The organism is Streptomyces sp. NPDC048297, from assembly GCF_043201585.1.
Classification (GTDB): Bacteria; Actinomycetota; Actinomycetes; order Streptomycetales; family Streptomycetaceae; genus Streptomyces.
Window position 1 is genome coordinate 84,212 of record NZ_JBICZA010000017.1, and the last position, 11,855, is coordinate 96,066.

Here is an 11,855-nt window from a genome sequence, read left to right on the forward strand (position 1 = left end):
AACAATAACAACAACAACGGTGGAGGCGGGAACAACAACAACAATAACAACAACAACGGTGGAGGCGGGAACAACAACAACAATAACAACAACAACGGTGGAGGCGGGAACAACAACAACAATAACAACAACAACGGCTGACTTTCTGGTCCGGCGACCGGGTGACTCAAAGTCCCCTGGTCACCGGACTTCCACGTGCGCGCCCGGCAGGGTAGGTGCATCCTGGCCTTCGGGGTGATTGAGAATGAAGAAAGTAGCCTTGCGGGGCGTCGGTCTTGTGGCTGCGGCTACCTGCTGTGTTGCCCTTGGTGTCGGGGGCGCATCAGCCAGTGAAGCGGGCCATTTGTGGACGAAATCACAGTCCGAACCGGTGAAGTCGGCAACTCGATGCTATGCGACACGCGGTGACCCGCAGAGGACCGTGTGCTACAGGAATTCATGGAAGGCCGAGTACAGGCACGGCGACATTTTCTATGTCCCCATTCTTATTCAGGTGCCTGCGCCTTCGCATCAGCCGTCAGTGACCATCGTCGACAGCCTGGACGACATTCGCCCGTAGCGGCAGATGACGGCTCAACCCGCCGAGGTCACTGCCGAGTTCACCGCCGAGGTCACCGTGGACATCGCAACCGCCGTCCCCCCAGACCTCGTCGCAGCCACGGTTGGAGCGCTGGGAGTACGAAGGGACGGGAACCGGGGTGGCCGCCGAAGCAGTCCCCGCCGCGCCGAGCGCGGAGCCGCCGGCCATCAGAGCGCCGACCACAGATACCGCGAAGAGGCGCTTGGCGTGCTGTGCACTCATGGGCCCTACCTTTCGTTCCACCGCCACGCCCCCGAAGGGCGGGTGGTGTCCCGCGGGACCGCCACACGCTCAAGTCTCCTCCACGGCAGAGCCTTCACCAAGTGGGCGACCGGCAACTCCGAGGTGTACCGCGGGTGCTTGCCGAGGAAGCCGGAGGACTTGGCGCAGTTCCTCGACGGAGGGTGCCCCGCCGGCCCAGCCGTCCACTCCCCGGTAGAGCCGGCAGGACAGGCCGGCCGGGGTGCCCGGAGCGGCGAACGGGTCGTGCCCGTCGACCAGCAGCGTCGGCGAGCCGTGCATGCCCCTGCGCTCGGCATCGGCATGGTCGTCGACCACGTACTCGGTCAGCTCCACGTCCGCACGGCCGGCGAGGGCGAGCATCAGCCGCTCCCTGAACACCGGGCCGTTCGGGCAGTCCGGGACGGTCAGCATCTCCACGCGCATCAGCGGCACCTCCAGGTTACGAGCCCACGCTAGACCTTGCGGCGCAAGACAATTCCGCGAGGGTCCGGCACTCCTCGACGCTCAACTGCGAGGTGACGAAGGCCTCTTCCTCGTTGAACGCGGGAAGGACCCGGCTCATGAAGTCCTCGCCCTCGCTGGACGGCGTGCCCGCTGGACGGCGTACCCGCTGGACGGCGTACCCGCTGGACGGCGTACCCGCCGAGCTCGGCCGGCGCGGGCTTCTCCGCCTCGGCGATGGATCGCCGGCCGGAGCGCTTCTCGCCGCGCCGGAGCACGGGCTCTCCCTCGCCGGTGTCACCGGGATCGGCCGACCAGGTGCCGGCGCATGTCGGTCGGCCTCACATCGTGCGGGGCCGGGTGCGGTGGGCCGGCCGGTGCTCATCGCCGGCTCCTCCGCCTTCCCGGCTCCCGCCGCCTTCCCAGCCCCGCCGCCTTCCCGGCCCACGCCGCGACCCGGCGCAGCGTTCAGCTCAGTACTGCTCGTTCTCCATGAAACCCGCGCTCCCGTTGTCGTCGGCGCCGTAGGCGTCGGCAGCGGCGGTCGGGTCGAATCCGGGCGGGCTGTCCTTGAGGGCCAGGCCCAGGCCGGCCAGCTTCGCCTTGACCTCGTCGATGGACTTCGCACCGAAGTTGCGGATGTCCAGGAGGTCCGCCTCGGAGCGCGCCAGGAGTTCGCCCACCGAGTGGACACCCTCACGCTTGAGGCAGTTGTAGGAGCGGACCGTGAGTTCCAGCTCCTCGATCGGCAGCGCCAGGTCGGCGGCCAGGGCGGCGTCCGTGGGGGACGGGCCCATGTCGATGCCCTCGGCGTCGATGTTCAGCTCGCGGGCGAGACCGAACAGCTCGACCAGGGTCTTGCCGGCGGACGCCATGGCGTCGCGCGGCCGCATGGCCTGCTTCGTCTCGACGTCGACGATCAGCTTGTCGAAGTCGGTCCGCTGCTCGACACGCGTGGCCTCGACCTTGTACGTGACCTTCAGCACGGGGCTGTAGATGGAGTCGACCGGGATACGGCCGATCTCCTGGCCCACCTGCTTGTTCTGCACGGCGGAGACGTAGCCGCGACCGCGCTCGACGGTCAGCTCGATCTCCAGCTTGCCCTTGCCGTTGAGCGTGGCGAGGACCAGGTCGGGGTTGTGCACCTCGACACCGGCCGGGGGCGCGATGTCGGCGGCGGTGACCAGACCCGGGCCCTGCTTGCGCAGGTACATCACGACAGGCTCGTCGTGCTCCGAGGAGACGACCAGCTGCTTGATGTTGAGGATCAGGTCGGTGACGTCCTCCTTGACGCCCGGCACGGTGGTGAACTCGTGCAGGACACCGTCGACGCGGATGCTGGTGACAGCAGCGCCGGGGATGGACGACAGAAGGGTGCGGCGCAGGGAGTTGCCGAGGGTGTAGCCGAAGCCCGGCTCCAGCGGCTCGATCACGAACCGGGAGCGGAACTCGTCGACGACCTCTTCGGTCAACGAAGGACGCTGAGCGATCAGCACGAAGGTTTGCCTCCAGTTTTTGGCGTCCGCTATCTGACGCCGTGGTCCCCGAAGGGTACGGGGCGTAGCGGCCTTCGACGAAGTCGAACCGCCCGGCGCCGCCCGTCCGCCGGCTCAGCTCTTGCCGAAGTGGAGTCCGAAGGCCGCGCCGCAGGGGGTGCGGTGCGCGGACCGCGCGCCACTTCGCGGTCACCGCCGTGGTCACAAATCCTCGAAGAAGCCCCGGAGTTGGTTGCGGCTGCTGACACCCAGCTTCGGATACACGTTGTAGAGGTGTGAACTGACCGTACGAGGAGAGAGCATCAGTTGCTCGGCGATCTCCCGGTTGCGCAGGCCCTGTGCCGCCAGCCGGACGATCTCGCGCTGCTGGGCGGTCAGCTCCACCAGCGGGTCGGCCTGGCGGGGCGTGGTGGCCACGCCGCTGGCCCGCAGCTCCACGCGTGCCTCCTCGGCGAAGCCCGACGCGCCGAGCCGGGTGAACGACTCCAGCGCCGTGGTCAGGATCGGGCGGGCGTCCAGGGGGCGCCGTCGCCGGCGCAGCCATCGCGCGTAGTGGAGTCTTGCCTGCGCCCGCGCCAGCGGCCACTGATCGCCCGCCGGGTTCACCGTGGCGAGCCGGAAGTGGTGCTCGGCGTCCTTGGGATCACCGGTCAGCGCGGCGGCGTAGTGCAGCAGCAGGGTCATCCGGGTCGTCGGCCGCGGCCCGATGGCGGAGCGAACCGCCGCGACGACTCGCTCCGCCTCCTCCTCCCGGCCCGTCCGCTGCGCGGCCGCGGCGAGATCGCCGACCGACCGGGGTGACAGGAAGAAGTGCAGGGGCGAGCCGTCCTCACCGAACATCAGCCGAAAGTGCCGGAACGCGCTGTCGAAGTCGCCGGCCGCCGCGGCGGCGGTGCCTGCCGCCCGCAGAAGACGTGCGTGGGTGGCACGGTTCTCCTCCAGATCGACTGCCGTCCACACGCGATCGTCGGGCATGACGGCCGACTCGCCACGCAGGGCCCGCAGCGTCACGCGCATCGCCTCGACGTCGGCCGGGTGATGCCTCCATTTGTGCACCGCGGCCAGTGCCGCGGTCTCCTCAAGATGCTCGTCGGCCTCCGCCCAGCGTCCCGTGTCGATCAGCGCCGTGCCCATCGCAGCGAGCGTGCTCGAACTGGTGCCCATGGCTGCGTACGACCTGATCAAGGTGTATGCCTGCCGAAGTGACTCCACGCAGAGGTCGGACTCGTCGGCCAGCCAGGCGAGCCCGCCGAGCGCGTGGATCCCGGCCATCTGCGCCGTGGGGGGCTGTGGCTCAGGCGTACTCGGCTGGGAGCGGATCCGCCGCAGCAGGTCCGGGGCACTGGTCGGATCGGCCCCGGCCAGGGCCACCGCCTGCACCGCGGCGAAGATTCCGGTCGCGGTCAACTCGATGAAGGGCGAGTCGTGGTTCGCGGCCTCGACCCCGTTGAGCAGGGCGGCCATCGGGCGCCTGATCTCGGGCAGGCCCGACTGGGAGGCGATCACGTTGAGCGCGGCTCCCAGAACGAGCACGGTCATGACGTCCTTGGGCGGCTCCGGCTCCAGCGCGCTCATGACGACCTGGAAGGCCTGCCGCTGGTGGCCGTACAGTGACAGGGCGAGGCCGACTCCATAGGCCGCGATGCCCAGCAGCTCCCGGTCGTCGGTCAGTGCGGTGACCTTGTCGTACAGCTCACGCACCCACGAGGGGTCGCCGGCGTTCTGGGCGGCCCTGACGGCCTTGGTGTAGCGGCGCGCCCGGTCCTCTGCCGTAGGGCTGCATTCGGCGGACCGCTCCAGCGCCTGGGCCGCCGCGAAGAAGCCTCCTCGGCGCTCGACGAGTTCGGCGGTGTCCTCCAGGGCCGCCGCCACGGACTCGTCGTAGCCGACGCACGCCGCGGCCAGGTGCCAGGCCCGGCGGGCCGGATCGGCCGTGAGGACAGCCGCCAGGTCCCGGTGGGCCTGCTGCCGCAGATGGGCCGGCACTCCGTGATAGGAACCCGCCCGCGCCAGCGGATGCCGGAAAACCAGCTGCCCGTCCGCGATGGTCACCAGACCGGCCTCCTCGGCCGGGCCCCACGCCGCGAGGTTCTCTCCGGCGCCGGCGGCGGCCGTGATCGTCGCGAGGTCCTCGTATTCCGACGCCGCGGCGTACAGGATCAGCCGTCGGGTCATCTCCGGCAGGCCGCGCAGGCGGGCCGCGTAGAGGGCCTGGATGCGCTCCGTCTGCGGCAGCCCGCGGCCAGGCAGTGCTCCCGTGCCGCCCGTCGTGGCCGCGCGGCACAGTTCGATGATGGCCAGCGGATTGCCGTCGGCCTGCCGCAGCAGATCGAGCCGGGTGCGGCCCGTGGGCGCACGCGGCTGGGCGTCCACGAGTTCGGCCGCGGCGTCTTCGGTCAGCGGTGCCAGGACCAGGGTCGGCAGGTCCGCGGCGACACCGTCCGGGGGCGTCTGTCCGCGGGCCGCCAGCAGTACGGGAACGGCTTCCGCGGTGATACGACGCATGACGAAGCCCAGTACGTCGAGGGAGTCGCGGTCGAAGTGCTGGATGTCGTCGGCGGCCAGCAGGACGCCCTGCCGGCGGGAGACCTCCGTCAGGAGGGTCAGCACCGCCACGCGCAGCAGCATCGGGTCGGGCGGTCCTTCGGAGGGAGCGACACCGAACGCGATCTCCAGGGCCCCGCGCAGATGGCCGGGCAAGGAGCCGATGTCGGGCAGGAGCGGCAGAAGCAACTGGTGCAGGGACGCGAAGGACTGCCGTGACTCCGCCTCATGGCCCTGGGAGGTCAGCACGAGTGTCGCGTTGTCCCGCGCGCGGTCGGTGGCGAGCGCCATCAGCCTCGACTTGCCCGTTCCGGCCTCACCGAGCAGGAGCAGGATGCGCGGTTTGCCGCTCCCCTCCTCGATGGTGTCCAGGACCGCGGCGATCTCGGCCTTCCGGCCCACCAGTTGCGTGTCCGTCAGGGAGCGGTGCGCGGTACTGCCCCTAGTTCTCATGGCGGGCCTCGGCGTTCTCGTGGCAGGCCCCGGTCGCGGCGGAGAGTATTCGCGTGATGTCATCAAGTGGTCCGGCCATGGTGTTCCCCCGTTTTTTGCAGGTGCACCACCCTGACCGGCGGAGCGTCGGCACGAGAAACGCTTTTGCAGTTTACGGGATCGCCGAGCGGCTGATCCTGTCTCCTCGTACGCTCGGTTACCGTGATCTCGTCAGAAGATCTGTGAACGCTATGGTGAGTCATGTGGTGTCGCTTTGGCGGCGCGGCCTCATGCCCGGCGGCTGGCGCAGGAGCCCAGAGGCCGACTATTCGTTATGTTGCCGTAAGCGGCAGGGGGGCGTGTGAATTCTGATTCCGCCACGGACACCGGCGGACACGACCGTCCCGCGGTGGTCCTCGACCCCCTCGTCCAGCGGCTTGTGGAGGCCTCCGCCGCACCGCCCTATCTGCACCAGTTGGGTCCTGTCGACGGACGGCAGGCACTGCTCGAGATGCAGGACGACACGTTCGACGACTTCGACGTGGACGCCGAGTTCCGGGTGGCACCGGTGGGCCCTTCCGGGCTCGTCGGCTTCTGGATGTTCCGGCCGAGGCGGGTGGCCGGCCCCCTTCCTGCGGTCGTATACCTGCACGGCGGCCGGTGGATGCTCGGCGACGCCCGGACCCACGCGCGATTGATCAGCCAGCTGGCGGCCATCAGCGGCTCCGCGTTCGTGGTGCCCGAGTACACCCGCACTCCGGAGGCCCGCTATCCGGTGGCGCTGGAGGAGTCGTACTCGCTGCTGACCTGGGTGGTCGAGCAGGCGGCCGAACTCGCCCTGGACGACCGCAAACTCGCGGTGGCCGGGGACTGCGCGGGCGCGACCATGGCCACGGCGCTCACCATGATGGCCAAGCAGCGTGGCGGCCCCCGCATCCGCGCGCAGTTGCTCTACTACCCGATGACCGATCCGCATGTCGACACTCCGTCGCGGGACCAGTTCGAGTCCGGCTACTTCCTGACGCGTGAGGCCGTGGAGTGGTACTGGCAGCAATACGCCGACGACGAGTGCGAACTCGCCGAGCCCACGGCCGCGCCCCTGCGGGCCACGGCCGCGGATCTCGCGGGACTGCCCTCCGCCCTGATCGTGTCGGCGGAGGCCGACGTCGTACGGGACGAAGGTGAGGCCTACGCCCGTCTGCTGAGGCTGGCGGGTGTGCCGGTGACGGCCGTTCGCTATCTGGGAACGGTGCACGACTTCGTCTCCCTGACCCTGTTGCGGAACAGCCCGCCCACGCGTGCCGCGATCCGGCAGGGTGGCCGCTTTCTGGAGAAAGCCCTGGCCGACCGGCGCTGACGGCCCGGCTTCAGCGATCGACAGTCAACTTACGGGTGCCTGCGGAACAGGCTCTTGCCAGAGTGAAGGGCGTGAGGCCGCCCGGGGCGGCACGTACCGCGGAGCAGGGCCGTGCGCCGGCAGGGCATCGGCCATGCATTCGAGAACCTTTGGTCGCTGATTCACTTTCATCCCGGAGAAATTCTCATGGCCGATTCGGTGATGCCCCATGCCCTGAAAAGGGAGGAACCGGAAAGGGAGGAACCGGAAAGGGAGGAACCGAAAAGAACCTCCTCCGTCCGGCTGCCTGTCGAACACGGGTGCATACGGATCCTGCCCGCGCTGCCCAGCGACGGAGACAGGCAATTCCTGTACCTGGGACTGATCGTCCAGGGGTCAGCCGTGATCGACGGGGCCGGGGGCGAGACCGTCCTTGAGCCCGGCGACATCGTCCTGTGCGATCCGCGCCGGCACTACTCGTTCGGCGACGGCTGCCGGATGACGGTGTTTCGCACGAACCGGTGCTACTTGGGGGTTTCGGAGCCGGAACTCGACTGATCGGGCCGGGGCGTCCCGGGGGGACGGCGAACTCGCCTACGCGGTAGGTGGGTTCGATCACGCGGACCGCAAGGAAGAGCACCTTGGACGTGGCCTGTACGGACAGGACACGGACAAGGTGCTCTTCGGCGGTGGGACGCCCGGCCGAGGCGTCAACGGGGCATCCCCGCAAGGGCGTTCACGGACGCGGGATGTTCCGGAGGTTGGCGCGAGCCAGCTGGATCATCCGCCCGACCCCTCCGGTCAGGACCGTGCGACTGGCCGACAGGGCGAAGCCGCTGACCTGTTCGGAGGTGATCTTGGGCGGAAGGGCCAGCGCGTTCGGGTCGGTGACCACATCGACCAGTGCCGGCCCCTTGTGGGAGAAGGCTTCACGCAGGGCGTCGCGTACGTCCGCGGGCCTCTCGACCCGGATGCCGCGCGCACCGGCCGCGGTGGCGATGGCCGCGTAGTCGGTGTGGGAGTAGGTGGTCCCGTACGGGGGGAGCCCGTCCACCATCATCTCCAGGTCGACCATGCCGAGGGACGAGTTGTTGAAGACGACCACCTTGACGGGGAGGTCGTACTGCACGAGCGTGAGGAAGTCGCCCATCAGCATGGAGAACCCGCCGTCACCCGACAGGGACACCACCTGGCGCTCGCGGTCGAGGAACTGCGCACCGATGGCCTGGGGCAGCGCGTTGGCCATCGACCCGTGGACGAAGGAGCCGAGGATGCGGCGACGGCCGTTCGGCGTCAGGTAGCGGGCCGCCCAGACACAGCACATTCCCGTGTCCGCGGTGAAGACGGCGTCGTCGGCGGCCACCTCGTCGAGGACGGACGCGACGTACTCGGGGTGGATCGGCGTGTGCTTGTCCACCTGGCGGGTGTAGGCGCTCACGGCCCCTTCGAGCGCGTGCACGTGCCGGTCCAGCATCCGGTCGAGGAAGCGGCGGGACGACTTCGCGCGTACGGCAGGGGTCAGGCACTTCAGCGTCTCGCGGACGTCTCCCCACACCGCGAAGTCCAACTGCGTGCGCCGGCCGAGCCGTTCAGGCTGCAGGTCGATCTGCACGGTTCTGACGTCACGCGGCAGGAAGTCCGTGTAGGGGAAATCGGTGCCCAGGAGCAGCAGCAGATCGCATTCGTGCATCGCCTCGTACGCGGCGCCGTATCCGAGCAGTCCGGACATGCCGACGTCGTACGGGTTGTCGTACTGGATGTGCTCCTTGCCGCGAAGCGCGTGTCCGACGGGAGCGTTGACCTTCCCGGCGAAGGCCATCACCTCGGCGTGGGCGCCTTCGACGCCACGGCCGCAGAACACGGTCACCTTCTCGGCGGCATCCACGAGTTGTACCAGCCGGGCGAGTTCCTGGTCGCCGGGACGCACGGTAGGCCGGTCGAGAGGTATCGCGAGCTCGGCGCCGCCGTCGGGGGAGTCCTGGGCGGCGATGTCGCCGGACAGGGCCACCACCGACACCCCACGGCGACCGACCGCGTGCTGGATGGCCGTCTGAACCACTCGGGGCATCTGCCGTGGTGAGGAGATGAGTTCCGAGTAGTGGCTGCATTCCTCGAACAACCGGTCGGGATGCGTCTCCTGGAAGTATCCCGTGCCGATCTCGCTGCTGGGAATCTGCGCCGCCAGCGCGATGACCGGTGCCATGGAGCGATGGGCATCGAACAGGCCGTTGATCAGGTGCAGATTGCCCGGACCGCACGAGCCCGCGCAGGCGGCCAGCCTGCCGGTGAGTTGTGCTTCGGCGCCGGCGGCGAAGGCCGCGACCTCCTCGTGCCGGACCTGGATCCACTCCATGGCGTGGTGCCGTCTCACCGCGTCGACAACGGGGTTGAGACTGTCGCCGACCACACCGTACATCCGGCGAACACCGGCGCGCGCCAAGAGGTCGACGTACTGCTCGGCAACGGTCTGTTTCGGCATGGCACTCCTCAGGGCGATCCGTGGTGACGGCAGCCACGCTAGTCAGGCGCGAATGGCGACATTGTTCTTCAGCGCACCATTTGCTGCCCGGCAGCGCACCGGTCGGTGCTGTCTCCTCGAATGGGGAAGTGCGCGGTAACGCCAGGCATTTAGCGTGCGTAAGCGCGTCGAGGACGCTGTCGCTCAGCGCACGCCGCTCCCGCATCGAGCCGGCCTCCCGCATCGCACGCCGCTCCCGCATCGAGGCGGCCTCCCGCATCAGTACTCAAGAAGGTGCTCACGTCTGCCATGTCACGAAGTCACCGCCCTCGTCCGCCCGTTGCCGAATCCCCGGCCCCGGGCGTACCCGGGTGGCTGGTCGCCCTGCTGGCCGTCGCCTCCGGCATGACCGTGGCGAATCTGTACTACGCCCAGCCCTTGCTGTCCACGCTGAGCGGCGACTTCGACATCAGTACGGCCACGGCCGGCGTGCTGATCACGCTCGGCCAGGCCGGCTATGTGATCGGCATGCTTTTCCTGGTCCCACTCGGCGATCGCCTGGAGAAGCGCAACCTGATCACCGTCCTGCTGACGGTCACCGCCCTCGCCCTGGTGGGGGCGGGCCTGGCCAGTGACTTTCCCTTGCTGCTGGCCGCCTCTCTGGTCATCGGCGCCACCTCGGTCGTCGCCCAGATCGTGGTGCCCTTCGCCGCGAGTCTCGCCCCCGACCACGCACGCGGCCGGATCGTCGGCCGGGTGATGAGCGGTCTTCTCACCGGAATCCTGCTCTCCCGCACCCTCAGCAGCCTGGTCTCCGACCTCGCCGGCTGGCGTGTCGTCTTCCTCTGCTCGGCCGCCCTCATGGCGGCCCTCGCGGTGGCCCTGCGGCTCGCCCTGCCGCAGCGTGCCCCGACCACCATGCTCCCCTACCACCACGTGCTGCGTTCCACCTGGCGGTTGCTGCGCACGCACCCGGCGCTGGTGCGCCGAGGCCTGTACCAGGCCGCGATGTTCGGCGCGTTCAGCGCCTTTTGGACCACCGTCTCCTTCGTGCTGACCGGGCCCTCCTTCCACTACTCGCAGACCGAGGTCGGCGTCTTCGCGCTCGTCGGCGCGGCGGGTGCGGCCATCGCCCCGCTGGCCGGGCATTGGGCCGACCGGGAACTGGTCCGCCCCATGACCGGAGTGGCCTTCGCGGTCGCCGTGCTCGCCTTCGCGCTCGCGGGAATCGGCCGGCACAGCGTCATTCCGTTGGCGTTGGCGGCGGTCCTCATCGACATGGCGGTTCAGGTCACCCTCATCCTCGGCCAGCACATCGTCTACCAGCTCGACCCCGCTGCCCGCGCCCGCCTCAACAGCGTCTTCATCGCCATGTTCTTCGTCGGCGGCGCGGTCGGCTCGCAGCTCGGTTCCGTCGTGTACAACGCCGAAGGCTGGGTAGGGCTTACGGTACTGGGGGGAATCCTCCCCCAGATCGCCCTGCTCTACTGGTGCACCGAGCACCGGCAGCGCAGGTGAAGCGGGCGGGGCGCACTGGAATACCGTAATTGTTCATTCTCGGACAACTCCTCGTACCTCCTTCGGCAAGTCGCGCTGGACGGCGCGTTTTACCTTCGCTCACAGAAAAAACGTTTCTGTGGACAATATGGAGGATGGGATGAGACGGCCGCTCGCCTCGACCATGTGGCCGGTGATGGCGCTCGTCAGCGCCCCGGAGGGGCTTCCGGTGCCGCTGCCCGCGGAGTTGCACTACGACACGACCGACCCCTACGCCGTGCGCCTTTCCCTCGGCGCGCCTCCCGCGAGGCCTGTCACCTGGGTGTTCGCTCGCGCGCTGCTCGACGAGGGAACGCGTCGACCGGCCGGTGTGGGTGACGTGCTCATCTTTCCCCAGCCGCGATGCCACCCGCACTCCATGCGCATCGTCCTGAGGTCCGCCAGGGGCGTTGCGCTGGTCGACATCGCGGTCAAGGAGGTGGCCACATTCCTGCGGCAGGCCTTCATGCTCGTGCCCTCCGGCACGGAGAGTCTTCACGTCGACCTCGACCGTGCCGTGGCCGAACTCACGTGCAGGGGTGATGAGGAACGCCCTGCTCGCTGACGGGAAATGATGTGCCGTCAGTTCTCTGCCGACCGGAGCGTGCGCGGCGGCGCGGGTGGGCCGGAGCCGTCAACTCCTGGCGGAGAAGCCGGCGGACAAGTCGGCGGAGAAGCCGGCAGAGAAGTGGGCACGATTCGTGCCGTCAGCACACCGCGTCTTCGAGTGCGTGGTCGGGCCAGGGCCGGTGCGCTGGTTCGCAATTCCGCTGAGTCTGGTGAGTTTAG

At 68.8% G+C, this 11,855-nt stretch carries 9 protein-coding genes; 4 read left to right on the forward strand and 5 right to left on the reverse strand.

Annotated features, from left to right (window positions below; genetic code table 11):
- Positions 1-517: 517 nt before the first annotated feature.
- From ACGFYV_RS20185 to ACGFYV_RS20200, 4 genes are all read right to left on the reverse strand, one after another.
- On the reverse strand, positions 518-802 hold the full coding sequence (locus tag ACGFYV_RS20185) for a hypothetical protein (protein WP_393879759.1): 285 nt from the start codon (positions 800-802) through the stop codon (positions 518-520).
- Positions 803-871: 69 nt separating this feature from the next.
- Positions 872-1,246 carry a hypothetical protein gene (locus tag ACGFYV_RS20190; RefSeq protein WP_393879760.1) on the reverse strand — a complete coding sequence of 125 codons (375 nt, stop codon included), beginning with the start codon at positions 1,244-1,246 and terminating at the stop codon, positions 872-874.
- A gap of 491 nt (positions 1,247-1,737) precedes the next feature.
- A complete protein-coding gene (locus ACGFYV_RS20195) occupies positions 1,738-2,760 on the reverse strand; it encodes a DNA-directed RNA polymerase subunit alpha (protein ID WP_393879761.1) in 1,023 nt (340 codons plus the stop codon).
- A gap of 201 nt (positions 2,761-2,961) precedes the next feature.
- On the reverse strand, positions 2,962-5,757 hold the full coding sequence (locus ACGFYV_RS20200; RefSeq protein ID WP_393879762.1) for an AAA family ATPase: 2,796 nt from the start codon (positions 5,755-5,757) through the stop codon (positions 2,962-2,964).
- A gap of 340 nt (positions 5,758-6,097) precedes the next feature.
- On the opposite strand from ACGFYV_RS20200, the gene ACGFYV_RS20205 reads away from it, so the two are divergent.
- Complete coding sequence (locus tag ACGFYV_RS20205; RefSeq protein WP_393879763.1) at positions 6,098-7,093, forward strand: alpha/beta hydrolase; 996 nt, start codon at positions 6,098-6,100, stop codon at positions 7,091-7,093.
- Between the two features lie 111 nt (positions 7,094-7,204).
- On the forward strand, positions 7,205-7,630 hold the full coding sequence (locus ACGFYV_RS20210; protein WP_393879764.1) for a hypothetical protein: 426 nt from the start codon (positions 7,205-7,207) through the stop codon (positions 7,628-7,630).
- 178 nt (positions 7,631-7,808) lie between these two features.
- On the opposite strand, the gene ACGFYV_RS20215 is transcribed toward ACGFYV_RS20210, so the two are convergent.
- The gene (locus ACGFYV_RS20215; protein ID WP_393879765.1) at positions 7,809-9,551 is read right to left on the reverse strand and encodes a pyruvate dehydrogenase; all 1,743 of its coding nucleotides are present in this window, start codon (positions 9,549-9,551) and stop codon (positions 7,809-7,811) included.
- Between the two features lie 288 nt (positions 9,552-9,839).
- On the opposite strand from ACGFYV_RS20215, the gene ACGFYV_RS20220 reads away from it, so the two are divergent.
- A complete protein-coding gene (locus ACGFYV_RS20220; RefSeq protein ID WP_393879766.1) occupies positions 9,840-11,048 on the forward strand; it encodes an MFS transporter in 1,209 nt (402 codons plus the stop codon).
- 139 nt (positions 11,049-11,187) lie between these two features.
- Positions 11,188-11,631, forward strand: coding sequence for an SsgA family sporulation/cell division regulator (locus ACGFYV_RS20225; RefSeq protein ID WP_393879767.1), 444 nt, complete (start codon positions 11,188-11,190; stop codon positions 11,629-11,631).
- The last annotated feature ends 224 nt before the right edge of the window (positions 11,632-11,855 follow it).

What these genes read in the sequence shown, in the direction of transcription:
- ACGFYV_RS20185 (WP_393879759.1), bottom strand. Translation starts at nt 802, where the DNA reads ATGAGTGCACAGCACGCCAAGCGCCTCTTCGCGGTATCTGTGGTCGGC.
- ACGFYV_RS20190 (WP_393879760.1), bottom strand. Translation starts at nt 1,246, where the DNA reads ATGCGCGTGGAGATGCTGACCGTCCCGGACTGCCCGAACGGCCCGGTG.
- ACGFYV_RS20200 (WP_393879762.1), bottom strand. Translation starts at nt 5,757, where the DNA reads ATGAGAACTAGGGGCAGTACCGCGCACCGCTCCCTGACGGACACGCAA.
- ACGFYV_RS20215 (WP_393879765.1), bottom strand. Translation starts at nt 9,551, where the DNA reads ATGCCGAAACAGACCGTTGCCGAGCAGTACGTCGACCTCTTGGCGCGC.
- ACGFYV_RS20220 (WP_393879766.1), top strand. Translation starts at nt 9,840, where the DNA reads ATGTCACGAAGTCACCGCCCTCGTCCGCCCGTTGCCGAATCCCCGGCC.
- ACGFYV_RS20225 (WP_393879767.1), top strand. Translation starts at nt 11,188, where the DNA reads ATGAGACGGCCGCTCGCCTCGACCATGTGGCCGGTGATGGCGCTCGTC.